28 protein-coding genes are annotated in these 26,215 nt (G+C 66.7%); 17 read left to right on the top strand and 11 right to left on the bottom strand.

Features of this window, described 5'->3' with window-relative positions:
- Window positions 1-8: 8 nt before the first annotated feature.
- The gene (locus ACWKSV_RS15795) at window positions 9-902 is read left to right on the top strand and encodes a transglutaminase family protein (RefSeq protein WP_076714887.1); all 894 of its coding nucleotides are present in this window, start codon (window positions 9-11) and stop codon (window positions 900-902) included.
- Between the two features lie 143 nt (window positions 903-1,045).
- Here the strand turns inward: ACWKSV_RS15795 and ACWKSV_RS15790 are convergent, their stop codons facing one another.
- A complete protein-coding gene (locus ACWKSV_RS15790; protein WP_076714885.1) occupies window positions 1,046-1,276 on the bottom strand; it encodes a hypothetical protein in 231 nt (76 codons plus the stop codon).
- A 100-nt stretch (window positions 1,277-1,376) separates the two neighbouring features.
- Here ACWKSV_RS15790 and ACWKSV_RS15785 point away from each other — a divergent pair, with 100 nt between their 5' ends.
- The 6 genes from ACWKSV_RS15785 to ACWKSV_RS15760 all read left to right on the top strand — a co-directional run bounded on the left by ACWKSV_RS15785 (window position 1,377) and on the right by ACWKSV_RS15760 (window position 6,418).
- Entirely contained in the window at window positions 1,377-2,345 is a 969-nt protein-coding gene (locus ACWKSV_RS15785; protein ID WP_076714883.1) for a DnaJ C-terminal domain-containing protein, read from the top strand.
- A 7-nt stretch (window positions 2,346-2,352) separates the two neighbouring features.
- Window positions 2,353-3,324 (top strand): YihY/virulence factor BrkB family protein, encoded by a 972-nt coding sequence (locus tag ACWKSV_RS15780; protein WP_056430834.1) that lies wholly within the window; start codon window positions 2,353-2,355, stop codon window positions 3,322-3,324.
- An 8-nt stretch (window positions 3,325-3,332) separates the two neighbouring features.
- A complete protein-coding gene (gene fabI, locus ACWKSV_RS15775) occupies window positions 3,333-4,124 on the top strand; it encodes an enoyl-ACP reductase FabI (protein ID WP_076714881.1) in 792 nt (263 codons plus the stop codon).
- 205 nt (window positions 4,125-4,329) lie between these two features.
- Window positions 4,330-4,875, top strand: a complete 546-nt coding sequence (locus ACWKSV_RS15770) for a GNAT family N-acetyltransferase (protein ID WP_076714879.1) — start codon at window positions 4,330-4,332, stop codon at window positions 4,873-4,875.
- Window positions 4,872-5,939, top strand: a complete 1,068-nt coding sequence (gene aroC / locus ACWKSV_RS15765; protein WP_076714877.1) for a chorismate synthase — start codon at window positions 4,872-4,874, stop codon at window positions 5,937-5,939. The genes ACWKSV_RS15770 and aroC overlap by 4 nt, the downstream gene beginning before the upstream one ends.
- Before the next feature lie 62 nt (window positions 5,940-6,001).
- Window positions 6,002-6,418 carry a hypothetical protein gene (locus tag ACWKSV_RS15760; protein WP_076714876.1) on the top strand — a complete coding sequence of 139 codons (417 nt, stop codon included), beginning with the start codon at window positions 6,002-6,004 and terminating at the stop codon, window positions 6,416-6,418.
- Between the two features lie 123 nt (window positions 6,419-6,541).
- Here ACWKSV_RS15760 and ACWKSV_RS15755 read toward each other — a convergent pair whose 3' ends face one another.
- From ACWKSV_RS15755 to ACWKSV_RS15735, 5 genes are all read right to left on the bottom strand, one after another.
- Window positions 6,542-7,831 carry an adenylosuccinate synthase gene (locus ACWKSV_RS15755; protein ID WP_483666818.1) on the bottom strand — a complete coding sequence of 430 codons (1,290 nt, stop codon included), beginning with the start codon at window positions 7,829-7,831 and terminating at the stop codon, window positions 6,542-6,544.
- Between the two features lie 112 nt (window positions 7,832-7,943).
- Window positions 7,944-9,050: an ATP phosphoribosyltransferase regulatory subunit gene (locus ACWKSV_RS15750; protein ID WP_076714872.1), complete on the bottom strand. Its 1,107-nt coding sequence runs from the start codon at window positions 9,048-9,050 to the stop codon at window positions 7,944-7,946.
- Window positions 9,047-9,388 (bottom strand): endonuclease domain-containing protein, encoded by a 342-nt coding sequence (locus ACWKSV_RS15745; protein WP_076714871.1) that lies wholly within the window; start codon window positions 9,386-9,388, stop codon window positions 9,047-9,049. Before ACWKSV_RS15745 ends, ACWKSV_RS15750 begins: the two co-directional genes overlap by 4 nt.
- A gap of 483 nt (window positions 9,389-9,871) precedes the next feature.
- On the bottom strand, window positions 9,872-11,449 hold the full coding sequence (gene serA / locus ACWKSV_RS15740) for a phosphoglycerate dehydrogenase (protein ID WP_076714869.1): 1,578 nt from the start codon (window positions 11,447-11,449) through the stop codon (window positions 9,872-9,874).
- A 150-nt stretch (window positions 11,450-11,599) separates the two neighbouring features.
- Window positions 11,600-12,754: a phosphoserine transaminase gene (locus tag ACWKSV_RS15735; protein ID WP_076714868.1), complete on the bottom strand. Its 1,155-nt coding sequence runs from the start codon at window positions 12,752-12,754 to the stop codon at window positions 11,600-11,602.
- Between the two features lie 313 nt (window positions 12,755-13,067).
- Between ACWKSV_RS15735 and ACWKSV_RS15730 the strand changes: the two genes are divergently transcribed.
- The 4 genes from ACWKSV_RS15730 to ACWKSV_RS15715 are packed head-to-tail and all read left to right on the top strand — an operon-like array spanning window position 13,068 to window position 15,421.
- Window positions 13,068-13,574, top strand: coding sequence for a DUF2975 domain-containing protein (locus tag ACWKSV_RS15730; RefSeq protein WP_076714866.1), 507 nt, complete (start codon window positions 13,068-13,070; stop codon window positions 13,572-13,574).
- A complete protein-coding gene (locus ACWKSV_RS15725; protein WP_076714864.1) occupies window positions 13,574-13,795 on the top strand; it encodes a helix-turn-helix domain-containing protein in 222 nt (73 codons plus the stop codon). The genes ACWKSV_RS15730 and ACWKSV_RS15725 overlap by 1 nt, the downstream gene beginning before the upstream one ends.
- Window positions 13,796-13,837: 42 nt before the next feature.
- Window positions 13,838-14,500 (top strand): extensin-like domain-containing protein, encoded by a 663-nt coding sequence (locus ACWKSV_RS15720; RefSeq protein ID WP_076714862.1) that lies wholly within the window; start codon window positions 13,838-13,840, stop codon window positions 14,498-14,500.
- A gap of 33 nt (window positions 14,501-14,533) precedes the next feature.
- Complete coding sequence (locus ACWKSV_RS15715) at window positions 14,534-15,421, top strand: LOG family protein (protein WP_042490639.1); 888 nt, start codon at window positions 14,534-14,536, stop codon at window positions 15,419-15,421.
- 132 nt (window positions 15,422-15,553) lie between these two features.
- On the opposite strand, the gene ACWKSV_RS15710 is transcribed toward ACWKSV_RS15715, so the two are convergent.
- Window positions 15,554-15,916 (bottom strand): hypothetical protein, encoded by a 363-nt coding sequence (locus ACWKSV_RS15710; protein ID WP_483666817.1) that lies wholly within the window; start codon window positions 15,914-15,916, stop codon window positions 15,554-15,556.
- A gap of 147 nt (window positions 15,917-16,063) precedes the next feature.
- Here ACWKSV_RS15710 and ACWKSV_RS15705 point away from each other — a divergent pair, with 147 nt between their 5' ends.
- The 4 genes from ACWKSV_RS15705 to ACWKSV_RS15690 are packed head-to-tail and all read left to right on the top strand — an operon-like array spanning window position 16,064 to window position 19,841.
- Window positions 16,064-17,410, top strand: coding sequence for a M48 family metalloprotease (locus ACWKSV_RS15705; RefSeq protein WP_076714858.1), 1,347 nt, complete (start codon window positions 16,064-16,066; stop codon window positions 17,408-17,410).
- Window positions 17,410-18,117, top strand: coding sequence for a DsbA family protein (locus tag ACWKSV_RS15700; protein ID WP_076714856.1), 708 nt, complete (start codon window positions 17,410-17,412; stop codon window positions 18,115-18,117). The genes ACWKSV_RS15705 and ACWKSV_RS15700 overlap by 1 nt, the downstream gene beginning before the upstream one ends.
- A gap of 33 nt (window positions 18,118-18,150) precedes the next feature.
- A complete protein-coding gene (locus ACWKSV_RS15695; RefSeq protein WP_076714854.1) occupies window positions 18,151-19,083 on the top strand; it encodes an ABC transporter ATP-binding protein in 933 nt (310 codons plus the stop codon).
- Window positions 19,080-19,841: an ABC transporter permease gene (locus tag ACWKSV_RS15690; protein ID WP_058745464.1), complete on the top strand. Its 762-nt coding sequence runs from the start codon at window positions 19,080-19,082 to the stop codon at window positions 19,839-19,841. The genes ACWKSV_RS15695 and ACWKSV_RS15690 overlap by 4 nt, the downstream gene beginning before the upstream one ends.
- Window positions 19,842-19,968: 127 nt before the next feature.
- Here the strand turns inward: ACWKSV_RS15690 and ACWKSV_RS15685 are convergent, their stop codons facing one another.
- Complete coding sequence (locus ACWKSV_RS15685) at window positions 19,969-20,688, bottom strand: CPBP family intramembrane glutamic endopeptidase (protein ID WP_083706538.1); 720 nt, start codon at window positions 20,686-20,688, stop codon at window positions 19,969-19,971.
- A 134-nt stretch (window positions 20,689-20,822) separates the two neighbouring features.
- Window positions 20,823-21,797 carry a class II fructose-bisphosphatase gene (gene glpX, locus ACWKSV_RS15680; protein ID WP_056430890.1) on the bottom strand — a complete coding sequence of 325 codons (975 nt, stop codon included), beginning with the start codon at window positions 21,795-21,797 and terminating at the stop codon, window positions 20,823-20,825.
- A 159-nt stretch (window positions 21,798-21,956) separates the two neighbouring features.
- Here glpX and ACWKSV_RS15675 point away from each other — a divergent pair, with 159 nt between their 5' ends.
- Together ACWKSV_RS15675 and ACWKSV_RS15670 are read left to right on the top strand one after the other, a co-directional pair.
- Window positions 21,957-22,712: an ATP-binding cassette domain-containing protein gene (locus ACWKSV_RS15675; RefSeq protein WP_076714852.1), complete on the top strand. Its 756-nt coding sequence runs from the start codon at window positions 21,957-21,959 to the stop codon at window positions 22,710-22,712.
- Window positions 22,709-24,250 (top strand): glycine betaine ABC transporter substrate-binding protein, encoded by a 1,542-nt coding sequence (locus ACWKSV_RS15670; RefSeq protein ID WP_076714850.1) that lies wholly within the window; start codon window positions 22,709-22,711, stop codon window positions 24,248-24,250. Before ACWKSV_RS15675 ends, ACWKSV_RS15670 begins: the two co-directional genes overlap by 4 nt.
- 405 nt (window positions 24,251-24,655) lie before the next feature.
- Here ACWKSV_RS15670 and dapD read toward each other — a convergent pair whose 3' ends face one another.
- Complete coding sequence (dapD, locus tag ACWKSV_RS15665) at window positions 24,656-25,483, bottom strand: 2,3,4,5-tetrahydropyridine-2,6-dicarboxylate N-succinyltransferase (protein ID WP_076714848.1); 828 nt, start codon at window positions 25,481-25,483, stop codon at window positions 24,656-24,658.
- Window positions 25,484-25,485: 2 nt separating this feature from the next.
- Window positions 25,486-26,148: a pyrimidine 5'-nucleotidase gene (locus ACWKSV_RS15660; RefSeq protein ID WP_076714846.1), complete on the bottom strand. Its 663-nt coding sequence runs from the start codon at window positions 26,146-26,148 to the stop codon at window positions 25,486-25,488.
- Window positions 26,149-26,215: the final 67 nt, after the last annotated feature.

Genomic DNA, 26,215 nt, shown 5'->3' with positions numbered 1-26,215 from the left:
GACGGGGCATGATCTACGACATCCGCCACATCACCCGCTTCGATTACGGCGCGCAGGTCAAATATGCGCGCTGCAATCTGCGGCTGAAGCCCATCGACTGGCCCGGCCAGACGCTGGAGGCGTACGACCTGATCGTCGAGCCGGTCGGCCGCACGCGCGCCGCCCATGCCGAAGCGGGGCTGGCGCATGTCACCCGGCTGGTGGTCGACCGCCCGGTGCGCAGCCTGACCATCGAGAGCCGCGCGCGCATGGTCGTCGATCGTCCGGTGCCGATGCCGTCCCCGAATGATCCGACACTGGCCGAAGTCTCCGCGCTCGCCCGAAGCAGCCGCGACCTGTCGGCGGTGAGCCCGGCCAATTACATCTTCCCCTCGCCGCTGATCCCGCTCGACCCCGCCATAGCCGAATGGTGCGCGCCGGATCTGTCGCCGGAACGCGGCGCGCTGGAGGCGGGGTTCGCGCTCGCCAACCGCATCCAGCGCGAATTCGCCTTCGACCCCGCCGCCACTTTGGTCGACACGCCCCCGGCCGAGGCGTTCCGCCAGCGGCGCGGCGTGTGCCAGGACTTTGCGCAGATCATGATCACGGGCCTGCGCGCCGCGGGCATCCCGGCGGCCTATGCCTCGGGCTATATCCGCACGCTGCCGCCGCCGGGCCAGGCGCGGCTGGTCGGCGCGGACGCGACCCATGCCTGGGTGCTGATCTGGGGCGGGCCGGAGCATGGCTGGGTCGGGGTCGATCCGACCAACGGCATCTGGATGGCGGGCGATCACATCATCGTCGCGGTCGGCCGCGACTATGCCGAGATCGCGCCGGTCGATGGCGTCGTCCTAGGCTCGGGCGCGCAGAAAATGGACGTCAGCGTCGACGTCGCGCCGTTGGAAGAGATGGTCGCGGGATAGCCCGCCATCCCGCGACCAGACCCAACCTCCGTTCGCACTGAGCGAAGTCGAAGTGCACGCCGGACCGTTCCCCGCGAGTTGTATCCCGTGGCCTTCGACTTCGCTCAGGCTGAACGGAGGTTGGGGATAGACGCAGGTCGGGTTTAGCCCTCTTCCGTCACCGCATTGGGATTGTCCTTGTCCGGGTCCGGATGCCCGCCCTTGCCGTGATAGGCCGCGCCGCTCTGGCCGCCATGGAAATCGCCTTCGCGCTCGGGCACGCCTTCGTACCCGCCGCCCTGGCTCTCGCCACCATGTTTGCCGGGCGCATCCGAAACGCCGTCCGGCGCCCCCTTCTTGCCGTCCTTGCCAACGGCCTGCATCGGTTCGGTCATGATCCGTCTCCTTCCGGCGGTCCAACGCATGGGGAACGGATTGCGCTCCGGCACGGACTCCCCCACATGAGAAGGTAATACACTGCCAACGGGGAACAGAGTGGCCGATCCATATCAGACGCTGGGCGTGAGCCGCATGGCCAGCGAAGCCGATATCAAGAAAGCCTATCGCAAGCTGGCGAAGGAACTGCATCCCGACCGCAACAAGGACAATCCGAAAGCGGCGGAGAAGTTCAGCCAGGTCACCAACGCCTATGACCTGCTGAACGACAAGGACAAGCGCGCCCGGTTCGACCGGGGCGAGATCGATGGCGACGGCAACCCCACCTCGCCCTTCGGCTATAGCGGCGGCCCCGGCGGTTTCGGCGGCGGTCCGCGCCCGGGTGCGGGCGGCACTGGTGGGGCCGGGGGCGGTTTCCGCCAGCAATTCGATTTCGGCGGCGAGGGCGCCGACATGTCGGATATCTTCGAAGGGATGTTCAGCGGTGCCGGGCGCGGCGGTTTTTCGGGCGGCTTTGGCGGGTTCGGCGGACGGGGCCGTTCCGCCGCCAAGGGCGCGAACAGCGCCTATGCCCTGCGTGTCCCCTTTGTCGACGCCGCCACGCTCAGCCCGCAGCGGATCACGCTGGCCGATGGCAAGACGATCGACCTGAAACTGCCCGCCGGTGTCGAGAGCGGCACCCAGATGCGCCTTGGCGGCAAGGGCGAGCAAGGCCCCGGCGGCCCCGGCGACGCGATCATCACCATCGAGGTCGTCCCCCATGCCTTCTTCACCCGCGACGGCGACGATGTCCGACTGGACCTGCCCATCTCGCTGGCCGAGGCGGTGCTGGGCGGCCAGGTGAAGGCGCCGACGGTCGAGCGTCCGGTGATGCTGACCGTGCCCAAGGGCACCAGCTCGGGCAAGACGCTGCGCCTGAAGGGCAAGGGCTTTCACAAGAAGGATGGCGGGCGCGGCGACCAGTTGATCACGCTGATGATCGACATCCCCGCCGATGATGCCGCGCTACAACAGTTTGCGGCGGAATGGACCGACGGCAGGAACCCGAGGGCCGCCATGGGCGTCTGATCGTTCCATGAGCGATGTGAACGGCCTGACTCCAGAAGAACGCGCACACCATCCAGGCAAGGCTCGACAGCGGCTGGACCGGCAGATCGCCAAGGTCCGGCCCGGCTCTTATGCTTTTGAAATCCTGAAACGAACGAGCCTGGGCGTGTTCAATGACGGGTTCATCCATGCCGGGAACCTCGCCTATCTGGCGTTGATGACGCTGTTCCCCTTCTTCATCACCACCGCCGCGCTGCTCTCGCTGTTCGGGCAAAGCAACGAGACGCAGCATGCGGTGGAGAGCTTCCTCCACGTCCTGCCCCCCGATGTCAGCGAGCTGTTGCGCAAGCCCATCTCCGACGTGCTGGCGGCACGGACCGGATCGCTGCTGTGGCTGGGCGGGCTGGTTGGCCTGTGGACGGTCGGCGGGTTCATTGAGACGATCCGCGACATCTTCCACCGCGCTTACGGCGTAAAGGCGACGGCCGCCTTCTGGAAATCGCGGCTGTCCTCGACGCTGGTCATGATCGCCTCGGTCGTCGTCGCGCTGTTGTCCTTCCTGGCGGCCGGTATCCTGACGGCGGCGGAGCAGTTCATCTATCGCCTCGTCCCCTTCGCGCAGGACATGGCGGGCTGGATCGGCCTGTCGCGACTGATCCCCGGCGTAGTCATGTTCGGTGCGCTTTACCTGCTCTTCTATTCGGTCACGCCGGGGAAATATCGCGAGAGCGACTGCCCCAAATGGCCGGGGGCCCTGTTCACCGCCGCCTGGTGGGTCAGCATGACCGCGCTGCTGCCCTGGGTCCTGTCCAAGCTGGGTGGCTATGACCTGACCTATGGCAGCCTGGCGGGCGTCGTCGTGATGCTATTGTTCTTCTATCTCATAGGCCTGGGGCTGGTTTTCGGCGCGCATTTGAACGCGGCACTGGCGGAACCCCCCGAACCGGCGCTAGAGAGGGGGATTGATGGAAGTGAACCGGCAGGAGCGGTAACGGCGTGAACGGATTGATGGCAGGCAAGCGGGGGCTCATCATGGGCCTGGCCAATGACAAATCGCTGGCCTGGGGCATCGCCAAGCAGCTTTCGGAGGCGGGCGCGGAGCTCGCCTTTTCGTATCAGGGCGCGGCGATGGAAAAGCGGGTCCGCCCGCTGGCCGAACAGCTGGGCGTGGCGCGCCTGTTCGATTGCGACGTCTCCGAGATGGAGTCGCTCGACAAGCTGTTTGTCGATCTGAAGGTCGAGTGGCCGACGATCGACTTCGTGGTTCACGCCATCGGCTTTTCGGACAAGTCGCAGCTGCGTGGAAAATATTACGACACCACGCTCGACAATTTCCTGATGACCATGAACATCTCGGCCTATTCGCTGGTCGCCGTCGCCCAGCGTGCGCGGACGATGATGCCCAAGGGCGGCTCGATCCTGACGCTGACCTATTATGGCGCGGAAAAGGTCATCCCGCATTATAACGTCATGGGCGTGGCCAAGGCGGCGCTGGAGACCAGCGTGAAATATCTCGCGGTCGACCTCGGCCCGGAGAATATCCGCATCAACGCGATCTCGGCGGGCCCGATCCAGACGCTGGCCGCGCGCGGCATCGGCGACTTCAACTATATCCTGAAGTGGAACGAGCTGAACGCGCCGATGCGTCGCACCGTGACCATCGAGGATGTCGGCGGCGCTGGCCTCTATATGCTGTCCGACCTGTCCTCGGGCGTGACCGGCGAGATCCACCATGTCGACGCCGGGTATAATGTCATCGGCATGAAGGCCGAAGACGCGCCGGACATCGCGCTGGCGTAACCCCGATCCTCCCCAAGCTCTGCTTGGGGAGGGGGACCATGCGAAGTATGGTGGAGGGGCATGGCGGGTCGTAAGACAACCTGCCTTCCAGAATGCGACACCCCTCCGTCAGGCCTGCGGCCTGCCACCTCCCCTTACAGGGGAGGAATGGGCGGCCAACTTTATCTATCGCGCCTTGCGCCTCGGCGACGCTAAAGACGAACCCATGTCCGACCAGCCTTCCGCCGCCATCACCATCCGCCCGGCCCAAGGGCAGGACGTCGCCGCGCTCGACGCGCTGCTCGTCGCCAGCTTCCCCGCCCCCGCCGAAGCCGCGCTGGTCCGCGACCTGTGCGTGGAGGGCGACATGGTGCTGATGCTGGTCGCCATCGACGAGGCCACGGACGGGCTGATCGGCGCGATCGCCTTCAGCCGGATGGCGGTCGAGATCGGCGGCAAGCCCATCAATTCCGTCGCCCTCGCCCCCATCGCGGTCGCGCGCGACTGGCGGCAGCAGGGCGTCGGCGAGGCTTTGGTCGCCGCTGGGCTCGAACGGCTTGAAAAGGAAGGCGTCGTCCTGTGCTTCGCATTGGGCGATCCCGCTTTCTATGGCCGCTTCGGTTTCGCCGCCGATGTCGCGAGCGGCTTCGACAGCCCCTATGCGGGCGACTATTTCCTGGCCGCCCCGCTGCAGGGCGGCTTGATCCCCTGCGGCGTGCGCGGGGCCGCCACACATGCGCCGGCCTTTGCCCGGCTGGGAGATGCTGCGTGAGCTTCAACAGTTTCGGCCGCCTGTTCCGCTTCACCACTTGGGGCGAGAGCCATGGCCCGGCGCTGGGCGCGGTGGTCGACGGGTGCCCGCCGGGCATCGCGCTGTCGGAAGAGGACATCCAGCCCTGGCTCGACAAGCGCCGTCCGGGCACCAGCCGCTTCACCACGCAGCGCCGCGAACCCGATCAAGTCCGCATCCTGTCGGGCGTGTTCGAGGGGCGGACCACCGGCACGCCGATCAGCCTGATGATCGAGAATGTCGACCAGCGGTCCAAGGATTATGGCAACGTCGCGCTCGCCTATCGCCCCGGCCATGCCGATTATGCCTATGACGCGAAGTACGGCTTTCGCGACTATCGCGGCGGCGGGCGATCCTCGGCACGCGAGACGGCGGCGCGGGTCGCGGCGGGTGCGGTCGCCCGCGCCGTGATCCCGCAGGTGAAGATTCGCGCCTGGGTCGAGTCGATCGGCGGCGATCGGATCGACTATGAGGCGTTCGACGATGCGCAGATCGACGCCAACCCCTTTTTCTGCCCCGATGCGGCGGCCGCCGAACGCTGGGAAGCGATCGTCGACGGCGCGCGCAAGTCCGGCTCCTCCGTCGGCGCCGTCGTCGCGTGCGAAGCGACCGGCGTGTCCGCCGGTTGGGGCGCGCCACTCTATGCCAAGCTGGACAGCGAACTCGCCTCCGCCTGTATGAGCATCAATGCGGTCAAGGGTTTCGAGATCGGCGACGGGTTCGCCGCCGCTGCGCTGACCGGTGAGCAGAATGCCGATCCGATGCGCGCTGGCAATGGTGGCCCGCGCTTCCTGGCGAACCATGCGGGTGGCATCGCGGGCGGTATCGCCACCGGCCAGCCCGTCACGATGCGGGTCGCGTTCAAGCCGACCAGCTCGATCCTGACCCCGGTCGACACCATCACCCGCACCGGTGAGGAAACGCAGATCGCCACCAAGGGCCGTCATGACCCCTGTGTCGGCATTCGCGGCGTTCCCGTGGTCGAGGCGATGGTCGCGCTGGTTTTAGCCGATCAGGCGTTGCTTCATCGCGGCCAATGTGGTTAACTAGAGGAACGGACGTTCTCCTGCCTCGTTAACCATTACGAGAATAAAGCAGGAGAGAATCAATGCGTTACATGCATGTAATCGCCGCCGCCGCGCTTGTGATCCCCGCTGCGGGCTTCGCCCAAGTGTCGGGCGGCACGGCTGGCGGAATGTCGGGACAGACCACCGCACCGGGGCAGTCGATGCCGGGTCAGACCATGCCGGGGCAGATGCCCGGCCAGACCATGGGCCAGCCCGGTGACACGATGAGCACGACGCCCGGCACCACCACCCGCTCGACGACGCGCGGCAAGAGCCGCAGCCGGACGACCACGCCGGACAGCACGGTCAACACCCCCTCGACCCTGCCGGACGCCACCGGATCGTCCACCACGACCGGCAGCGGTACGCTTGGCAGCGATCCGACCACCAGCGGCCAAGTCGGCACCGGCACCAGCGGTGGGACCACGACGCCGCCGGGCAGCAGCGGCGGCATGTAATCCCTTTCGGGTTCGTCACTATGGCAAGGACCCGGTCGCACAGGCGGCCGGGCCCTTTGCTATGGTTGCGGGGCAAGGGAAACCTGCCAAAAAAGGCCCCGACTTCCGCCGGGGCCTCCAAGATTAATCCGCGAAGGGATCGCGAACCAGGATCGTGTCCTCGCGCTCCGGGCTGGTCGACACCAGCGCCACGGGGCAGCGGATCAACTCCTCGATCCGCCGGATATATTTGATCGCCTGGGCGGGCAGATCGGCCCAGCTCCGCGCACCCGCCGTCGATTCCTGCCAGCCTTCCATCGTCTCATAGACGGGGACGACCTTCGCCTGATCCGCCGCATGGGTCGGATAATAGTCGAGCGTCTCGTCGCCCAGCTTGTAGCCGACGCAGATCTTCACCTCGTCGAACCCGTCGAGCACGTCGATCTTGGTCAGCGCGATGCCGGTGATGCCGCCGACCGCCGCCGACTGGCGCACCAGCACCGAGTCGAACCAGCCGCAGCGCCGCTTGCGGCCCGTGACGGTGCCGAACTCATGACCGCGCTCGCCCAGGAGCTGGCCGGTTTCGTCCTCCAGCTCGGTCGGGAACGGGCCCGAGCCGACGCGGGTGGTGTACGCCTTGGCGATGCCCAGCACGAAGCCGACGCCCGACGGCCCCAGGCCCGATCCGCCCGCCGCCGCACCGGCGATGGTGTTGGACGAGGTGACGAAGGGATAGGTGCCGTGATCGATGTCGAGCAATACACCCTGCGCACCCTCGAACAGGATGCGCTTGCCGCCAGTCCGCGCCTCGTTGAGGTCGCGCCACACCGGCTTGGCGAAGGGCAGGACGAAGGCCGCGATCTCACGCAGATCGGCCAGCAGCCGCTCGCGATCGACCGGCGGCTCGCCGAACCCGGCACGCAGCGCGTCGTGATGCGCGCAAAGACGGTCGAGCTGCGGGCCGAGGTCGTCCAGATGCGCCAGGTCGCACACGCGGATCGCGCGGCGGCCGACCTTGTCCTCATAGGCCGGGCCGATGCCGCGCCGCGTCGTGCCGATCTTGCCCGCGCCGCTGGCGTCCTCGCGCAGACCGTCCAGGTCGCGGTGGATCGGCAGGATCAGCGGGCAATTGTCGGCGATACGCAGCGTCTCGGGCGAGGCATGGACACCCTGCTCGGCCAGACGCTCGATCTCGGCCTTCAGGGCCCAGGGGTCGAGGACGACGCCGTTGCCGATGACGCTGGGGGTGCCGCGCACGATGCCCGAGGGCAGCAGCGACAGCTTGTAGACATTCTCGCCGACGACCAGCGTATGACCGGCATTATGCCCGCCCTGGAAGCGGACGACCATGTCGGCGCGCTCTGCCAGCCAGTCGACGATCTTGCCCTTGCCTTCGTCGCCCCATTGCGCGCCGATGACTGCTACATTTGCCATGGATGCTATGCTCCGCCTGCCGGACGGACCCCATGCGCCCTTCGACAGGACTCGGCGGATGGGGGTTTCCAATAATGTGCGGGGCGCGCCTAGCGGGACGCGGCCCCCTATGTCAACCGGCGATGGCGGTCGGCTGGCCGTTGTTCAGGATATGGGTGCAAAGCTGTGCTTCGGGCGTGTCGCCCTCCTCCAGCGCCTGCACCGTCACCCAGCCCTGCACCCGCAGCGAAGCGCCCGTTTCAGGCGCGGTGCCGAAGGGCAGGAACAGCCGCCGCCGCTCGGTCGGCGGCGCGGTGGCGACGATGGCGTCGGCATAGAGCGAGAAGCCGGTGGCCTTCTCCTCCGCACCGTCCTCGTGAAAGATCGTATAGGTGCCGCCGCGCCCGACCTCGCGCGGGGGACCGGCGACGAACAGCGAGAAGCCCAGCCAGCTTTGAAACTCGAAACCATGCCGCTCGGTCGGGTCGAGCGTCATCGACACCCGCTCGCCCAGCGCCCCCGCAATCGCCTCCAGCGCGTCAAGGCGGCCGGCGAGCACACCCTGGGCGTCGAAGGCTCGCAGCCGCTCCATCGCCGTCGCGAACGGCCCGGCGGCTTCAACCAACGGCAGATAGTCCGGTGCGATCGCCGCGACCCCGCCCGCATCCTTGGCGTCCAGCCGGTCCCGCAGCGCTGCCACCTGATCAGCAGCGACCGGCAGCGGCCCGGCGGCGAGCAGATCGACCAGATCGGGCAGCGTGAAGTCGATCGAAATGCCCGTCGTCCCCGCAGCGATCAGAGCCTCCACCGCGACCCGCACCACTTCGGTGGCGGCGGCGGTCGAGTCGAGGCCGATCAGCTCCGCCCCGATCTGCCGCCACTCACGCGCGGGCGCGAGTTCGGAGCCGCGCAGGCGGACGACCGTGCCCGCATAGGACAGGCGCACCGGGCGCGGGTGATGGCCCATGCGGGTGGCGGCGATGCGGGCCACCTGCGCGGTCAGGTCGGGCCGGATCGCCAGCGTGCGCTGCGACACCGGATCGACGAAGCGCACCGCGTCATGCAAGCCACCCGCCTTCAGCCGCGAGCCCAGCGCCTCGGCAAACTCGATCGACGGCGGATCGGCGCGCTCATAGCCATGCAGCCGCGCCGCCTCCAGCACCCGCGCCTCCACCGAGGCGGCGGCATCGGCATAGGGGGGAAGACGGTCGTGATAGCCTTCGGGAAGGAGCGCGGTCATCGGATAAGCCTGTTCATCAGCGTGTGCGCCACGCCGTCGGGGTTGGTCATGACATCCGCGTTTCGGAAGCGGATCACCGCATAGCCTCGGCTTTGGAGCCAGGTGGTACGGCGGGCGTCGCGTGATTGGTCGTTATGCGTATCGCCGTCAACCTCTATGACCAGCTTGTGGGACCGCGCAGCGAAGTCGGCAATGTATGGGCCGATCGCGACCTGGCGCGAGAATTTGATGTTGTGGAAGCGGCGATCACGCAGGATCAGCCAAAGGCGTTTTTCCGGCTCGGTCATCTCCCGACGCATGGCGCGGGCGCGATCGCGGAGTACCGGATCAGTCTGCATAGTTTATCGCCCCCCCGTTTGGAGGAATGTACCACTCCCTCTCCCCACTGGGGAGAGGGCCGGGGTGAGGGGCTGGGGCCGGGTGAGACGTCGCGGCCCAGCCCCCGCCCCTCACCCAACCCTCTCCCCGGCGGGGAGAGGGCTTTCCCCATTCGCTCGGTGATATGCTATACACCGATCAGCAGCAGCGAGGATGACCTCATGCCCATCAAGGACCTTACCGGCCCTTCCCGCATGACCGATGCGGAAAGGGAAGCCATACGAGCCGGGATCACGGCGATATTCGTGGCAGGCGGCCGTCCACCACCCAAATTCCCGCCCTTACGCCGCGACGATGGACCGGAACCTGTCGAGCCTCCGTCAGGACCGAGACCGCGGCCCTTGTCGAGCGGAGCAGAAGCCCCGCTCGAATAGCTTTTGCAGAAAAAGGGCCGAACGCGTTTCCGCATCCGGCCCTTTCCATCAGCTTCTGATTTCAGCCGATCAGAACACCAGACCCATCGCGGTCTTCACGCCCGGCAGCGCCTTGACCTTGGCCAGCAGCTCCGCATCCACCGCCTCGTCGACCGAGAGCAGCAGCACTGCCTCGCCGCCCGCCGAGCGGCGGCCCAGGTGGAAGGTACCAATGTTGACGCCCGCCTCGCCCAGCGTGGTGCCCAGACGCCCGATGAAGCCCGGTGCGTCCTCGTTGACCACGTACAGCATCGGCCCGGCGAGGTCGGCCTCGACCTTGATGCCGAACAGTTCGACCAGGCGCGGGGCCTGATCGCCGAACAGCGTGCCCGCGACCGAGCGCTCGCCGTCCGCCGTCGTCACCGTCACGCGGACCAGCGTGTGGTAATCGCCCTCGCGGTCATGACGCACTTCGCGCACGTCGAGCCCACGCTCCTTGGCGAGGAACGGCGCGTTGACCATGTTCACCGTGTCCGAATGGACGCGCATGAAGCCCGCCAGCACGGCGCCCGTGATCGGCTTGAGGTTGAGCGCGGCGGCGGCCCCCTCCGCCTCGATCGCGATGCCGGTCACCGCGCCATGCGACAGCTGACCGACCAGCGAGCCCAGCTTTTCCGCCAGCGCCATGTAGGGCTTCAGCTTGGGCGCTTCCTCGGCGGTCAGGCTGGGCATATTGAGCGCGTTGGTGACGCCGCCCGAGACCAGGAAATCGGCCAGCTGCTCGGCGACCTGGATCGCGACATTGACCTGCGCTTCGGTGGTCGAGGCGCCCAGATGCGGGGTCGAGATGAAGTTGGGCGTGCCGAACAACGGGCTTTCCTTGGCCGGTTCGACCTTGAACACGTCGAGCGCCGCGCCGCCGATATGGCCCGAATCGAGCCCTGCCTTCAGCGCCTCTTCGTCGATCAGGCCGCCGCGCGCGCAGTTGATGATGCGCACGCCCTTCTTGGTCTTGGCGAGATTTTCCGCCGACAGAATGTTGCGAGTCTGGTCGGTCAGCGGCGTGTGCAGCGTGATGAAGTCGGCGCGGGCGAGCAGCTCGTCCAGCGTCACCTTCTCGACGCCCATTTCCAGCGCACGCTCCGGCGTCAGGAAGGGATCGAAGGCGACGACCTTCATGCGAAGCCCCAGCGCGCGGTCGGCGACGATCGAGCCGATATTGCCCGCACCGATCAGGCCCAGCGTCTTCGACGTCAGCTCGACGCCCATGAAGCGGTTCTTCTCCCACTTGCCCGCCTGGGTCGAGGCATCGGCCTCGGGCAGCTGGCGGGCGAGTGCGAACATCAGGGCGATGGCGTGTTCGGCGGTGGTGATCGAGTTGCCGAACGGCGTGTTCATCACCACCACGCCCTTGGCGCTGGCGGCGGGGATGTCGACATTATCGACGCCGATCCCGGCGCGGCCGACGACCTTCAGGTTCGTCGCGTGCTCCAGGATTTCCTTGGTAACCTTGGTCGAGCTGCGGATCGCCAGACCGTCATATTCGCCGATGATCGCCTTCAGCTCTTCGGGCGTCTTGCCGGTAATTTCGTCGACCTCGACCCCGCGCTCGCGGAAGATCTGGGCGGCCTTGGGGTCCATTTTGTCGCTGATGAGAACTTTGGGCATGGGGAAAGCTCCGGGAATAGGGGGATTTCTCCCTCTCCCAACTGGGGAGAGGGTCGGGGTGAGGGGTTGGGGCTTGGCGACACACGCGCCGATGGCCCAGCATCGCCCCTCACCCAACCCTCTCCCCGGCGGGGAGAGGGCTAAAAAGGATTACGCCTTGGCGGTCGCGTAGGCCCAGTCGAGCCAGGGGCCGAGCGCCTCGATATCGGCGGTTTCGACCGTGGCGCCGCACCAGATGCGCAGGCCGGCGGGCGCGTCGCGGTAGCCCGCCACGTCATAGGCCGCGCCTTCGGCTTCGAGCAGCGCGGTCATCTTCTTGATGACCGCCTCGTCCGCACCCTCGACCGTCAGGCAGACGCTGGTGGTCGAGCGGATCGCCGGATCGGCCGCCAGATGGCCGAGCCAGTCGCGCTCCTCGACGATCTTGTTCAGCGCCGCCGCATTGGCGTCCGAACGCTTGATCAGCGCCTCAGCGCCGCCAAGACCCTTGCCCCATTCGAGCGCGAGGATCGCGTCCTCGACGGCCAGCATCGAGGGCGTGTTGATCGTCTCGCCCTTGAAGACACCCTCGGCCAGCTTGCCCTTCGACACCAGGCGGAAGACCTTGGGGAGAGGCCAGGCGGGGGTGTAGGTCTCCAGACGCTCGACCGCACGGGGCCCCAGGATCAGGACGCCATGCGCGCCCTCGCCGCCCAGCACTTTCTGCCACGAGAAGGTCGCGACATCGATCTTGTCCCAGGGCAGGTCATAGGCGAACACCGCGCTGGTCGCGTCGGCGAAGGACAGGCCCTCGCGGTCGTCGGCGATCCAGTCGCCGTTGGGCACGCGCACGCCGCTGGTGGTGCCGTTCCAGGTGAAGAGCACGTCGTTCGACCAGTCGACCGCATCCAGGTCCGCGATCTGGCCGTAATCGGCGCGCAGGACGGTGGGATCGAGCTTCAGCTGCTTGACCGCGTCGGTCACCCAGCCCTCGCCGAAGCTTTCCCAGGCAAGCGTGGTGACCGGGCGGGCGCCCAGCATGGTCCACATCGCCATCTCGAACGCGCCGGTGTCGGAGCCGGGGACGATGCCGATGCGGTGGGTGTCGGGCAGCTTGAGCAGCTCGCGCATCAGGTCGATGCAATATTGCAGCCGCTGCTTGCCGATCTTCGAGCGATGCGAACGGCCGAGGCTGTCCGTCGCGAGCTTGGCTGCTTCCCAACCGGGAGGCTTTGCGCAGGGGCCGCTGGAGAAATAGGGACGCGCCGGTTTGGTGGCGGGCTTCGCGGGCGCAAGAGTGGCGTCAGCGGTATTCAAATCAGTCATTTAAGACTCTCCTCACAGAGAGCACGCGCGGCGTTGGGACCGCGTGGCCCGTCGACGGCCCTAGCGATGTCGATCGACGATGACAACCACAATCGCGATGACGCAATTTTACTTTTGTCGTGCGGCTAGACGCAGGACTTTTGCAATGTGAGCCTCGCCTACCCTTTTCGTACGTTGTCGAGCGTGCGCTCTCTACACACCCAAAGAAGCCATCCTCGTTATCCGTCATATCGATTTTCAATATATTTATTGCACGATATTCGATGATGAATTATTGAATATCGATATTGATTCGGAATGGAGGATAGGCCGCATGACACGCTTTGCCAGTCACATCAGCACGTTACTCTACGTCGCGCTGCTCGCCATTCTGGCGTTCGTCACGGCCGTTATCCTGGCGGCTGCCGGTGTGTTGATCGTCGATGCGATCTCGCCCGGCGCGCTGGGGGCGGTGCATGTGAACGCAAAAGCGCTGGACATGAAGACCTCCGGCGTGGTCGCCGCTGCGCTGGCGGTCATGCTGACGGCACTGGGGCTTGCCTGGGCCTCGCTGCTGCCGCTGATCCAGATGCTGCGCAGCACGGCGGCGGGCGCGCCCTTCACCCTCGCCAACGTCAAGCGGCTGAACTGGATCGCGGGCACCATCGCGGTCGCCTATCTGCTACAATTCGCGCTGCCCCCTATCCTGCCCTTCGACGCGCACGACATGGTCAAACCGATGGGCGTGGACGGCGTGTTCGCCATCCTGCTGACCCTGGTGCTGGCACAAATCTTTCGCGAGGGCGTGCGCCTGCGCGAGGATGCGGAAGGGACCATCTGATGGCGATCCGCATCAATCTCGACCGGCTGCTGCTCGACCGGCGCATGTCGCTGACCGAACTGGCCGAGCGGGTCGACCTGACGCTCGCCAATCTGTCGATCCTGAAGACCGGCAAGGCGCGGGCGATCCGCTTCACCACGCTCGATGCCATTTGCACCGTGCTCGACTGCCAGCCGGGCGACATATTGGAACATGTCGCAGACACGCCTCAGAATGGCTGATCGGGGCTGGCCAAAGCGGCGGTAAAGGGAGCAAGGGGTCGCATGGTTCGCGTCCCCCTGTTTCTCGTCGTTCCGATCCTGGGGGCCGCGCTCCTCTCTGCCTGCGGGCGTCCCGATCGGCCCGTCCAGCAGGCCTCGCGCCCCGAACCCTATCGCCCGCCGGTCCGTGAAACCGCGCAGTGCGAGGCCGATCTGCGGCGCGAGGGCGTCGATTATCGCCGCCTGCCCGACAAGGAACTGGGGCCCGGCTGCGGCCTCTATGGCGCGGTGCAGCTGACCGATATCGGCGTGCCCGTCACCGGCGTCACCGCGATGCGATGCGGCAATGCGCGCGCCTTTGCCGGATGGGTGCGCAACGCCGTCGCGCCCGCCGCCTGGCAGATCCTGGGCTCACCGCTGGCCAAGGTGGAAGGTATGGGCACCTATGCCTGTCGCAACATCGTCGGGACCAAGCGGATCGGCGACCGGCGTTCGGGCCATGCGCTGGCCAATGCGGTCGATGTCGGCGGCTTCGTGCTGAAGGACGGGCGGCGGATCACCCTGCTGAACGACTGGCATTCGACCGACCCGCAGGTGCGGCAATTCTGGACGGTCATCCGCGCCTCGGCCTGCAAGCGTTTCGGCACGGTTTTAAGCCCGGATTACAACGCCGCGCATCGCAACCACCTGCATCTGGAGGATGATGCCGCGCATTTTTGCCGGTAGCGCATGGACCGGCGATACCCTACATCACCCAAAATGACCGATAAAACCCAAGTACCGAACCGCGTCTTCCCCAATGCCAGCCAGGACGCCGAGAGCGCCAAGACGATCGTCTCGACGCCGCAGACCGAAAGCCCCGCCTATACGCTGGCCTTTCAGGACATGGACTTCCTGCTGCGCGAAGACCTTCGCCCCGTCCGTTTCCAGCTGGAACTGCTGAAGGCGCAGCTGCTGCTCGAAGAGGCCAAGATCGCCTCGACCTTCGTCTTCTACGGCTCGGCGCGCATCCCCGAGCCCGCCAAGGCCGAGGCGCTGCTGGCGCTGGCGCATGACGACAAGTCGCGCAAGATCGCCGAGAATCTCGTCGCCAAGAGCAAATACTACGACATCGCGCGCGAGCTGGCCCAGATCACCAGCCGCCTGCCCCGCGACGATCGCGGGATGCGCCAGTTCGTCGTCTGCTCGGGCGGTGGCCCGTCGATCATGGAAGCCGCCAATCGCGGTGCGGCTGACGTCGGCGCCGAGTCGGTCGGCCTGAACATCGTCCTGCCGCACGAGCAGGCGCCCAACCCCTATGTCACGCCGTCGCTGAGCCTTCAGTTCCACTATTTCGCGCTGCGCAAGATGCACTTCCTGCTGCACGCCCGCGCGCTGGCGGCCTTTCCTGGTGGATTCGGCACGTTCGACGAGCTGTTCGAGCTGCTGACCCTGATCCAGACGGGCAAGATCCAGCCGATTCCCGTCCTGCTGTTCGGCCGCGCCTTCTGGGAACGCGTCGTCAATTTCGAGGCGCTGGTCGAGGAAGGCGTGGTGTCCGAGCGCGATCTCGGCATCTTCACCTATGTCGAAACCGCCGAAGAGGCGTGGGACGTGGTCCGCAACTTCTACGAGGAACGCGCCCGCAAGGAAGCCGAACAGGCGTAATGCTGGTCGGTTGATTGGACCATCGATAGCCCCTCCCCTTCAGGGGAGGGGTTGGGGTGGGGCCTGTCCACCGGCGAAACGTTTGCGGAAGCGCCCCACCCCCCGCCCCCTCCCCTTCAGGGGAGGGGTGAATCAAACCTTCGCCATCGCCCGCGACGCGGTGCACAGGTTGCGGCTTGTATCCTGCGGCACGGGCACCGCAACGCTCGCCCCCTTCGCGGCATCGCGAAAGGCAAGCAGGCGGAAGTCGTGGCCGATGCCGCCCTTCTCGACCCAGACCAGCCACAGGTCGCGCACCCGATACGCTCGCAGGAAACGCACGCGCGGCGGGGCGTTCGGCGGCACGACGTCCGACGCGTGGAACGGCCCCCCCGCCTCGGCGATCGGCTGTCCGACCGATGCGAGCAACGCATCATGCACCGGCGTCGGCAGCTCCGCCATCCGCCGCGTCGCCGGCCGGGCGCCAGCGATGGCGCAGTTCGGAAGAGCGGGCATCGGGGAAACCTGTCCGGCATCGATCATCAGCATAGCCGCGCCACCCTTTTCGTTCGCCGGGCGTTCAGCCGCTCGGTGTCAGAGGCAATAACTATCACCGCCGCAAACCCGGTTGTCTACCACGGCCGACCCGTCGATAGAGGAAGCATGAAGCGTCTGATCGCCGCCTTCGCCGTTACGGTCCTGATCTGGGCGCAGCCGGTCGCCGCGCAGTCGATCCTGCGCGATGCGGAAACCGAATCGCTGTTCGCGGACATGTCCGCGCCGATGATCAAGGCCGCTGGGCTGTCCCCGCGCGACGTGAAGATCGTCCTGATCAACGATGATTCGATCAACGCCTTCGTGGCGGGCGGACAGATCGTCTATGTTCATTCAGGGCTGCTTCAGGCGGCGGACAATGTGAACGAGGTACAGGGCGTCGTCGCGCATGAACTCGGCCATATCGCCGATGGTCATGTCATCCTGAGCGAACAGGCGATGAAGCCCGCGATGAAGATGCAGCTTCTGTCGATGGTGCTGGGCCTGGCCACCATTGCGATGGGCGGCGGTGCGGCGGGCATGGGCGTGCTCGCTGCGGGACAGCAGGCCGCGATGGGCCAGGTCCTCGCCTTCAGCCGCAACCAGGAATCGGCGGCGGACGCGGCGGGCGCGCGCTATCTGACCACGGCGGGTATCACCGGCAAGGGGATGCTTAGCTTCTTCAAGAAGTTGCAGAACCAGCAATATCGGTACGGCTATACCAATATCGATCCGTTCGCGCAGACCCATCCGCTGTCGGCGACGCGTATCCAGTCGCTGACCGCCGATCTCCAGGGATCGCCCGCCTGGAACACGCCGATCGATCCCAGGCTCCAGGAACGCTTCCTGCGGGTGAAGGCCAAGCTGTTCGGCTATGTCTCGCCGCCCGAGACGACGCTGAGCAAATATCCCGACACCGACCAATCGGTCTATGCGCATTATGCCCGCGCCTATGCCTATCATAAGGCCGCGTATCCCGACAAAGCCGAGGCGGAGGCCGTCGCGCTGATCGCCAAGGACCCCAAGGACCCGTATTTCCAGGAAATCCAGGGGCAGATCCTGCTGGAATCGGGTAAGCCGCAAGAGGCGCTGGCGCCTTTACGTGCCGCGACCATGGGCTCGGGCCAGAATGCGTTGATCGCCACCACCTTCGGCCATGCGCTGATCGCCACCGAGGACAAGCGCAACCTGCCCGAGGCGGTGAAGGTCCTGAAGGTCGCGGTCCAGCGGGACGAGGACAATCCCTTTGCCTGGGTCCAGCTGGGCACCGCCTATGAACAGATGGGCGACGAACCCCGCGCCGCGCTCGCCACCGCCGAGCGGGCGAGCATGATGGGCGACACCCGCACCGCCATCCAGAGCGCACGCTATGCGATGGCCAATCTCACCCCCAATACGTCCGAATGGATTCGGGCGCAGGATATCGCCATGACCTCTGCCGACGCCGCCGCCAGTTCCAAGAAGAAGCGCCGCTGATGGGCATGAAGACTTTGGCCGCCGTCGCGGTCCTGGGCGGCCTGGTCGGTGGCGGCACCGCGCTGGCCCTGGCTCCGCTGGTCGCGTCGGGCGGCGCCTCGGGCGACAGCGTCCGCGCCTATCTGCTCGACCATCCCGAAGTCATCCCGGAGGCGATGCAGCGCCTGCAGGACCGCGAACAGGGCAAGGCGGTGGCGGCGATCGGCGGCGACCTGACCAAGCCGTTCGGCAATGCCTATACCGGCAATCCCAAGGGCGATGTCACGCTGGTCGAGTTCTACGACTATAATTGCGGCTATTGCCGGGCCAGCCTGCCGCTGTTGAAGCAGTTGGCCCAGGCCGATCCCAAACTGCGCATCGTCTATCGCGAGCTGCCGATCCTGGCGCCGTCCAGCCGTGCGGCGGCGCGCGCCAGCCTGCTCGCCGCATCGCAGGGCAAGTTCGCCGCCTTTCACGACGCGCTTTATGCCGGGGGTCCGGTCAGCGACGCGACCATCGCCGCCGCCGCCGCCAAGGCGGGCGTCGACATGAGCAGGATGGCCGCCTTCCAGCCCCAGGCCGATGCCGAGATCGCCCGCAACCTCGAAGCCGCCGGGCGGCTTGGTTTGACCGGCACGCCGAGCTGGATCGTCGGCAACCGCATCCTGTCGGGCGCGTTGCCGCTCGAACAATTGCAAAAGGCCGTCGCCGAAGCGCGAAACCGTTGATAAAGCGGCGGTCTTCCAACGGGGGACTGCCGCATGACCGACCCGATCCTGTCCGTCGAGGGCGTGACCAAAACCTATAAGGGCGGGTTCACCGCCCTCCAGCCGGTCGATCTGAGCATCCGGCGCGGCGAGATTTTCGCGCTGCTGGGACCGAACGGCGCGGGCAAGACGACGCTGATCTCGATCGTCTGCGGCATCGTTACGCCCTCGGCCGGGACCATCCGGGTCGACGGGCATGATGCGCTGCGCGACTATAAGGGCGCCCGGCGCAAGATCGGGCTCGTGCCGCAGGAATTGTCGGTCGACATGTTCGAGCGAGTCATCGACACCGTCAATTTCAGCCGGGGCCTGTTCGGGCGCGCGCCCAGCCCCGCCTATGTCGAGCAGGTGCTGCGCGACCTGTCGCTCTGGGACAAGCGTCACGCCAAGCTGATGGAATTGTCGGGCGGCATGAAGCGCCGCGTGCTGATCGCCAAGGCGCTGTCCCACGAACCCGACCTGCTCTTCCTCGACGAGCCGACCGCGGGCGTCGATGTCGAGTTGCGCCGCGACATGTGGAAACTGGTCCACCGCCTGCGCGAGCGCGGCGTCACCATCATCCTGACCACCCATTATATCGAAGAGGCTGAGGAGATGGCCGACCGGGTGGGCGTGATCGCCAAGGGCAAGCTGCTCCTGGTCGAGGAAAAGGCCGAGATGATGAAGAAGCTCGGCAAGCGCGAGATGGTGCTGACGCTGGCCGAACCTATGGCGGCGATCCCGGCGACGCTGGCCGAATGGCAGCTGACACTGGAGGACGAGGGCAAGCGCCTGCGCTACATCTTCGACGCGCGCGCCGAACATACCGGCATCCCCTCGCTCTTGCGGAGGCTGGGTGAGTTGGGGATCGGGTTCAACGATCTGGAAACCTATAAATCCTCGCTGGAGGATATCTTCGTCGATCTGGTCGAGGGGACACGCGCATGAACCTGCATGGCATCTGGTCGATCTATCGCTTCGAAATGGCGCGGTTCCGTCGGACGGTGTGGACCAGCCTGATGGTGCCGGTCATCACCACGACCCTCTATTTCGTGGTGTTCGGCACCGCGATCGGCTCGGCGATGAACCAGGTTTCGGGCGTGCCCTATGGCGCGTTCATCGTGCCGGGCCTCATGCTGCTGTCGATCTTTTCGGAGAGCATCCTGAACGCGAGCCTGGGCATCTACATGCCCAAATTCACCGGGACGATGTACGAAATCCTCTCCGCCCCCTTGTCACCGATCGAGACGGTGCTGGGCTATGTCGGCGCGGCGGCCAGCAAGTCGATGGTGATCGGCCTCGTCATCCTCGCGACCGCCCATCTGTTCGTCGACCTGACGATCCTGCACCCGGTCGCGATGCTCTTCTACCTGCTCTTGGTCGCCGTGACCTTCTCGCTGTTCGGCTTTGCCATCGGCATCTGGGCGCGCGGGTTCGAGCAGTTGCAGGTCATCCCGCTGCTGATCGTCACGCCTCTCACCTTCCTCGGCGGCGCCTTCTACTCGGTGACGATCCTGCCCGAGCCGTGGCGGACGGTGACGCTGTTCAACCCGGTCGTGTATCTGATCAACGGCTTCCGCTGGACCTTCTTCGGCACCTCGGACGTGACGCCGGGGGTCAGCCTGGGGGTGACCGCGCTGTTCCTGCTGGCGTGCCTGGCATGGATCGGCTGGATCTTCCGCACCGGCTGGCGGCTTAAGAATTGAGCGTAATTCCTCCCCTGTAAGGGGAGGTGGCATCGCGTAGCGATGACGGAGGGGTGTCACCCTCTCGACAGCGGGACACCCCTCCACCAGCTTCGCTGGTCCCCCTCCCCTTACAGGGGAGGAATATCTACTTTCTGAGCACCCCGCCCAGTACCGGCGTCACCACCAACCCGTTCAGGTCCACCAGCACATGGACCAGCATCACCACCCACAAACTGCCGGTCATCAGATACAGCCCGGTCATCACCGCCCCCAGCGCAGTGGTGGCGACCACACCGACCCAGCCCTGATAACGGTGCATCGCCCCGAACAGGATCAGCGAGGCGACAAAGCCGATCCCCGCCTGCCCCGTCGCCATCGCGACCAGCAGCGGCAGATAGAGGCGAAAGAACGCCTCCTCCGTCACCCCCGCCATGATGCTGAGCGCGGCGGCATATTTCACCTCTCGCCGCTCGCGCGGCAGCAGGGCGGAAATATTGCCCAGCGGCTTGCGCTTGCGCAGGCGTGCCAGCACGGCCCCCACGACCAGCCCGCCGATCGCGCCGCCGATCAGCATCCCCTGCATCGCCTCGCCGCTGTCGAAGATCGGCGGCATGGTCGCGGCGACAGGGGCGAACTCGTCCGGCATCACGACCAATGCATCGCTCCGGCCGAGCAGCGCCAGCCCGACGAGAACCGGCAAAAGGAACGCCAGCGCCGACCGCGCCAGCCACAACCGGAAGCGCATCCGCCGCGAATGGCTGTCGTTCAGCGCGCTGAACCGCCGATACTCGCCCAGATCGCCCTTCTGGAACCACCAGATGCCCGCCAAGGCGGCCAGCAGCAGGAGGGCGGCGGCCGTCGTCATTCACCCCTCCCCTTCAGGGGAGGGGACGGGGGTGGGGCGCTTCCGCAAGCACAGGGTTTGAGGTGAGGCCCCACCCCAACCCCTCCCCTGAAGGGGAGGGGCTTGGTCAAGACGGAACCCTCACGCATTGCACATCAAAGCCGATGCTGCCCCTTCACCCAGCGCACCGTGCCCGACGAAGCGCGCATGACCACGCTCTCGGTCGTCATGACCTTGGGCCGACGCTTCACCCCGGCCAGCAGCGAGCCGTCGGTCACGCCGGTCGCCGCGAAGATGCAGTCGCCCTGTGCCAGTTCGGTCAGGTCATATTGCTTGTCGAGGTCGGTCACGCCCCATTTGTGCGCCCGCGCCCGCTCGGCATCGTTGCGGAACAGCAGCCGTCCCTTGAACTGCCCGCCGACGCAACGCAGCGCGGCGCAGGCCAGCACGCCCTCGGGTGCACCGCCCGAGCCCATATAGACGTCGATGGTCGTGTCCGGATCGGTCGTCGCGATCACCCCCGCGACATCGCCGTCCCCGATCAGCACCACGCCGCACCCCAAGCCGCGCAGCTCGGCGATCAGCCCCTCGTGACGCGGCCGGTCGAGCACGCAGACCACGATATCCTTGGCCGCCACGCCCTTGGCCTCGGCGATGGCGCGGATATTGTCGCTGGGGCTGCGGTCCAGATCGATCACACCCGCCGGATAGCCGGGGCCGACCGCGATCTTGTCCATATAGACATCGGGTGCGTTGAGCAGATGGCCCTTCTCCGCGATCGCCAGCACCGCCAGGCTGTTCGGCCCCGCCTTGGCGCAGATGGTCGTGCCCTCCAGCGGATCGAGCGCGATGTCGATCTCGGGGCCGTTGCCGGTGCCGACCTTCTCGCCGATGAACAGCATCGGGGCCTCGTCGCGTTCACCCTCGCCGATGACGACGGTGCCGTCCATGTCGAGCTCGTTGAGCGCGGCGCGCATCGCCTCGACCGCCGCCGCGTCCGCCGCCTTTTCATCCCCACGCCCGACCAGCGTCGAGGCCGCGATCGCCGCCGCCTCGGTCACGCGCACCATTTCGAGGACGAGGACACGGTCGAGAACCTGGCTGGCGCTCTGAAGATCGGTCTGGCTCATAAACTCTCCTGCCACTGACCCGTGGCTATGTTGAACATGTTTTACGGCGCCATATCGCGCGTGGCGGCACAGGCATAGCCCGAAAGCCGCGAAGCCGGTGCAGCGAAACGGCACGCCACCGCGTTTGACCCGTTCCCGCTTCCCTCCCAAGATGGCCCCATGCCCAAACCGATGATCGTGCTGGAGAAAGTCAGCCGCCGCTATGGCACGGTCGCGGCGGTCGACACCGTGTCGCTGACCGTCGAGCGGGGCGCGTTCGTCGCACTGGTCGGCGCATCCGGATCGGGCAAGTCGACGCTGCTGCGCATGATCAACCGGCTGGAGCAGCCCGATACGGGCCGGGTCCTGATCGACGGACAGGATGTGACCGCCGAGCCCCCGCCCCTGCTCCGTCGCCACATCGGCTATGTCTTTCAGCAACATGGCCTGTTCCCGCACATGACGGTCGCGGCCAATATCGCCATCGGCCTGCGCATCGCCGGGCGGACCGTGGGAAACCGGATGGACGAACTGCTCGATCTCGTCGACCTGCCGCGCGACGTGGCGCAGCGTATGCCCGATGCGCTGTCGGGCGGCCAGCGCCAGCGCGTCGCCATCGCCCGCGCGCTAGCGACAGAGCCGCCGATCCTGCTGCTCGACGAGGCGCTGGGCGCGCTCGATCCGGTCACCCGCGATGCGGTGGCGGGGCGGCTGGTCGAACTGCATCAAAGGCTGGGGCTGACCACCATCCTCGTCACGCACGACATGGCCGAGGCATTGCTGACCGCCGCCCGCGTGCTGGTGATGGAAGCCGGCCGGATCGTCGCCGATGCCACCCCTGCCCAACTGGTACGCGGCGAAGGCGGCAGCGCGGCGCAGGATTTGATGGCGGTCCCCCGGCATCAGGCTGAACGGCTCGCGGCGCTCCAGGCATGAGCCCCTTTCTCGACGCCCTCACCCGCGTTCCCCCGCTGCTGGCCCAGCATGTGCTGGTCAGCATGGCCGCGCTGCTGCTCGGCATCCTGATCGCGGTGCCGCTGGCCTTTGCCTGCGCGCGGCGGCCGGGGCTGTCGCGCGTGGCGCTGGGCTTCGCCAGCCTGGTGCAGACCATCCCGGCGCTGGCCTTGCTGGCGCTATTCTATCCGGTGCTGCTCAGCCTGTCGGGGCTGGTCGGCGGCGGGATACCGGCGCTCGGCTTCCTGCCCTCGCTGCTGGCGCTGACGCTCTATGCGCTGCTGCCGATCCTGCGCAATGGCGTGACGGGGCTGGTCGAGCTCGACCCAGCGGTCTTGCAGGCCGCCGATGCGGTGGGGATGACCCGGGCGCAGAAGCTGCGGCTGGTCGAGGCGCCCTTGGTCGCGCCGGTGCTGGCGGCGGGCATCCGCACGGCGGCGGTGTGGACGATCGGGGCCGCCACCCTGTCGACGACGGTGGGCCAGCCGAGCTTGGGCGACCTGATCTTTGCGGGCCTCCAGACCCAGGCCTGGGCGCTGGTATTGGCGGGCTGTTTTGCCGCCGCCGCGTTGGCGTTGGTGGTCGACGCCCTGATCGGGCTGATCGAGCGCGGGCTGGCGACGCGGCGGCGCTGGATGTGGTTGGGCGGACTGGTTGCGCTGGCATTGGGGATCGCACTGGCGACACAGCCGCTCTGGCCGCGCGGTGGCGATGCGCGGCGACAGGTGGTGATCGGGGCGAAGAACTTTTCCGAGCAATATATACTGGCACGGCTGATCGGCGACCGGCTGACGCGCGCGGGCTATGACGTCAGCTATCGCGACGGACTGGGCTCGACCGTGGCGTTCGAGGCGACGGCGGGCGGGCGTGTGGACGTCTATGTCGATTATGCCGGGACCTTATGGACGACCGCGATGCGTCGGCATGATTCCCCGCCCCGCGCGGCGATGCTGGGTGCGCTGAAGGACTGGGCGGCGACCCGCGACGTGACGATGCTGGGGCCGCTGGGGTTCGAGAATGCCTATGCCTTCGCGATGAAGGCGCCGCTGGCGCAGCGAATGGGGGTGCGGTCGCTCGCCGATCTGTCCGCCGCTGCACCGCGATTGAAGCTGGGCAGCGACCTGGAGTTTCTTGACCGACCCGAATGGGCGGCGGTGCGCGACGCTTACGGCCTGCGCTTCGCCCGCATGACGCCGTACAGCCCGACCTTCATGTACCGCGCGCTGGAGAGCGGACGGGCGGATGTGATCTCGGCTTTCTCCTCCGATGGCCGGATCGCGGCGGAACGGCTGACCGTGCTGGGCGATCCGAAACGGGCGATCCCCGGTTACGATGCGGTGCTGCTGGTGGCTAAGGACCGGGCGGGGGACGCGAAGTTCGTTCAGGCGCTGCGGCCGATGCTGAATCGGATTCCCGTCGAGGCGATGCGCGAGGCGAACTACCGGGTCGACCGCGATGACGCAGCGAAGGAAAGCACGGAGGCGGCGGCGCGGTGGCTGGCCAAGCGGGTGGGACTGTAGTTTGATTCACGCGAAGCCGCGAGGACGCGAAGCAGGGAAGATTTTGGTTCGCGCGGAGGCGCGGAGGGGGATCGCGCTGGGCGATCGTCCTGTTTTTTCCACCGACCAAAGAGGCAGGATGAAGGCTGCCGCCGGCCCGACACCTCTGCGTTCTCCGCGCCTCCGCGCGAACCAAAATCTTCTTCGCGACTTTGCGGCTTCGCGTGAACCTTAAGCCCCTCCCGCAGGCGAGTTTCAGGTCGGTCATGCCCCCGGCATGACCTAAACGATGCGGGGCATCGTTTACCTGAAACTGGGTTTGGGGAGGGCGAGGAGTCTCACCGAGACCGTCGCGCGTGGCCTTGCCCTCCCCCATCCCCTCCCGTTTACGGGAGGGGCGTGCCAAGGGTCAGGCGTTCAGCGCAATCAATCGCGCAGCAGGTCGTTGATGCTGGTCTTCGAGCGGGTCTGCGCGTCCACGCGCTTGACGATCACCGCGCAATAGAGGCCCGGCTTGCCGTCCACCGACGGCGTCGTGCCAGGAACCACCACCGAGTAAGGCGGCACATGGCCCCGGAAGACTTCGCCCGTCTCGCGGTCGATGATCTTAGTCGAGGCGCCCAGATAGACGCCCATCGACAGCACCGCGCCCTCACCGACGCGGACGCCCTCGGCCACCTCGGCGCGCGCGCCGATGAACGCGCCGTCCTCAATGATGACGGGATCGGCCTGAAGCGGCTCCAGCACGCCGCCGATGCCGGCACCGCCCGACAGGTGGACGTTCTTGCCGATCTGCGCACAACTGCCCACGGTCGCCCAGGTGTCGACCATCGTGCCCTCACCGACATAGGCGCCGATGTTGACGAAGCTCGGCATCAGGATCGCGCCCTTGGCGACATGCGCGCCGCGGCGCACGACCGATCCCGGCACCGCGCGGAACCCGGCGGCGCGGAAATCGGCTTCCGACCAGCCGCTGAACTTCGACGGCACCTTGTCGAACCAATGGCCCGCGCCCGGACCATTGTCGATCAGGACATTGTCGTTCAGGCGGAACGAGAGGAGGACGGCTTTTTTCAGCCACTGGTTGACGGTCCAGCCGCCATCGCCGTCGGGCTCGGCCACGCGCGCCTCGCCCCGGTCGAGCAGCGCCAGCGCGCGGTCGACGGCGATCCGCTCCTCACCCTGCGTGGCAAAGTTCAGCTCGGCCCGGTTGTCCCAGGCGGCATCGATGGTGGCGGCCAGTTCATGTGCCATCGTCAGTCCTCCAATATGCTCGTCAGCCACGGCGTCAGCGCGTGGACGGTATAGTCGATATGGTCGCGGGCGGCTTCGGGCCCCTGTTCGGAGCCATTGTCGACCCACACGGTCGTCATCCCGATCGCCTTGGCGGGGACCAGGTTGCGCGCCATGTCCTCGAAAAAGATCGCGCGGGTCGGATCGATGTCGAACGCCGCGCACAGGCCCGCATAGGCGGACGGCTGCGGCTTCGGCACCAGGCCCATGGCGGTGATGTCGTGCACCGCCTCGAAATGGCTGCCCAGCCCCAGCCGGTCGAGGACCTTCAGCGCATAGGGCTTGTCGCCATTGGTGAAGACCAGCTTGCGCCCCGGCAGCTTGGCCAGCGCGGCGGCGAGCGGCGCGTCCTGTTCCAGCACGTCCATCTCGATATCATGGACATAGGCGAGGAAGGCGGCGGGATCGACGTCATTCTCGGCCATCAGCCCCGCCAGCGTGGTGCCGTGCGCGTGGAAATACTCCTTCTGCACCCGGAACGCCTCGGCCGGGTCCAGGCCCAGCAGGTCGCTGACGAATTGCGTCATGCGCCGGTCGATATGTGTGAACAGATTGGCGCTCGCCGGATACAGCGTGTTGTCCAGATCGAAGATCCAGGCGTCGATATGGGCAAGCGCGGGCAGCATGGCGGCAGCGTGTAGGCGTGAGGCCCCATGGCCGCAAGCCGCCCCGTGGCCCGTCCGCGCCCCATCG

The sequence above is a fragment of the Sphingomonas sp. SphC10 genome, from assembly GCF_057004845.1.
This window is presented reverse-complemented; position numbering and strand designations above follow the sequence as displayed.

What these genes read in the sequence shown, in the direction of transcription:
- ACWKSV_RS15690 (WP_058745464.1), top strand. Translation starts at nt 19,080, where the DNA reads ATGAACCTGCATGGCATCTGGTCGATCTATCGCTTCGAAATGGCGCGG.
- ACWKSV_RS15790 (WP_076714885.1), bottom strand. Translation starts at nt 1,276, where the DNA reads ATGACCGAACCGATGCAGGCCGTTGGCAAGGACGGCAAGAAGGGGGCG.
- ACWKSV_RS15710 (WP_483666817.1), bottom strand. Translation starts at nt 15,916, where the DNA reads ATGCCCGCTCTTCCGAACTGCGCCATCGCTGGCGCCCGGCCGGCGACG.
- serA (WP_076714869.1), bottom strand. Translation starts at nt 11,449, where the DNA reads ATGCCCAAAGTTCTCATCAGCGACAAAATGGACCCCAAGGCCGCCCAG.
- fabI (WP_076714881.1), top strand. Translation starts at nt 3,333, where the DNA reads ATGGCAGGCAAGCGGGGGCTCATCATGGGCCTGGCCAATGACAAATCG.
- ACWKSV_RS15760 (WP_076714876.1), top strand. Translation starts at nt 6,002, where the DNA reads ATGCGTTACATGCATGTAATCGCCGCCGCCGCGCTTGTGATCCCCGCT.
- glpX (WP_056430890.1), bottom strand. Translation starts at nt 21,797, where the DNA reads ATGAGCCAGACCGATCTTCAGAGCGCCAGCCAGGTTCTCGACCGTGTC.
- ACWKSV_RS15795 (WP_076714887.1), top strand. Translation starts at nt 9, where the DNA reads ATGATCTACGACATCCGCCACATCACCCGCTTCGATTACGGCGCGCAG.
- ACWKSV_RS15730 (WP_076714866.1), top strand. Translation starts at nt 13,068, where the DNA reads ATGACACGCTTTGCCAGTCACATCAGCACGTTACTCTACGTCGCGCTG.
- ACWKSV_RS15780 (WP_056430834.1), top strand. Translation starts at nt 2,353, where the DNA reads ATGAGCGATGTGAACGGCCTGACTCCAGAAGAACGCGCACACCATCCA.
- ACWKSV_RS15715 (WP_042490639.1), top strand. Translation starts at nt 14,534, where the DNA reads ATGACCGATAAAACCCAAGTACCGAACCGCGTCTTCCCCAATGCCAGC.
- ACWKSV_RS15725 (WP_076714864.1), top strand. Translation starts at nt 13,574, where the DNA reads ATGGCGATCCGCATCAATCTCGACCGGCTGCTGCTCGACCGGCGCATG.
- ACWKSV_RS15720 (WP_076714862.1), top strand. Translation starts at nt 13,838, where the DNA reads ATGGTTCGCGTCCCCCTGTTTCTCGTCGTTCCGATCCTGGGGGCCGCG.
- ACWKSV_RS15695 (WP_076714854.1), top strand. Translation starts at nt 18,151, where the DNA reads ATGACCGACCCGATCCTGTCCGTCGAGGGCGTGACCAAAACCTATAAG.
- ACWKSV_RS15745 (WP_076714871.1), bottom strand. Translation starts at nt 9,388, where the DNA reads ATGCAGACTGATCCGGTACTCCGCGATCGCGCCCGCGCCATGCGTCGG.
- ACWKSV_RS15705 (WP_076714858.1), top strand. Translation starts at nt 16,064, where the DNA reads ATGAAGCGTCTGATCGCCGCCTTCGCCGTTACGGTCCTGATCTGGGCG.
- ACWKSV_RS15755 (WP_483666818.1), bottom strand. Translation starts at nt 7,831, where the DNA reads ATGGCAAATGTAGCAGTCATCGGCGCGCAATGGGGCGACGAAGGCAAG.
- ACWKSV_RS15735 (WP_076714868.1), bottom strand. Translation starts at nt 12,754, where the DNA reads ATGACTGATTTGAATACCGCTGACGCCACTCTTGCGCCCGCGAAGCCC.
- ACWKSV_RS15750 (WP_076714872.1), bottom strand. Translation starts at nt 9,050, where the DNA reads ATGACCGCGCTCCTTCCCGAAGGCTATCACGACCGTCTTCCCCCCTAT.
- ACWKSV_RS15685 (WP_083706538.1), bottom strand. Translation starts at nt 20,688, where the DNA reads ATGACGACGGCCGCCGCCCTCCTGCTGCTGGCCGCCTTGGCGGGCATC.
- ACWKSV_RS15675 (WP_076714852.1), top strand. Translation starts at nt 21,957, where the DNA reads ATGCCCAAACCGATGATCGTGCTGGAGAAAGTCAGCCGCCGCTATGGC.
- ACWKSV_RS15700 (WP_076714856.1), top strand. Translation starts at nt 17,410, where the DNA reads ATGGGCATGAAGACTTTGGCCGCCGTCGCGGTCCTGGGCGGCCTGGTC.
- ACWKSV_RS15660 (WP_076714846.1), bottom strand. Translation starts at nt 26,148, where the DNA reads ATGCTGCCCGCGCTTGCCCATATCGACGCCTGGATCTTCGATCTGGAC.
- dapD (WP_076714848.1), bottom strand. Translation starts at nt 25,483, where the DNA reads ATGGCACATGAACTGGCCGCCACCATCGATGCCGCCTGGGACAACCGG.
- ACWKSV_RS15770 (WP_076714879.1), top strand. Translation starts at nt 4,330, where the DNA reads ATGTCCGACCAGCCTTCCGCCGCCATCACCATCCGCCCGGCCCAAGGG.
- ACWKSV_RS15670 (WP_076714850.1), top strand. Translation starts at nt 22,709, where the DNA reads ATGAGCCCCTTTCTCGACGCCCTCACCCGCGTTCCCCCGCTGCTGGCC.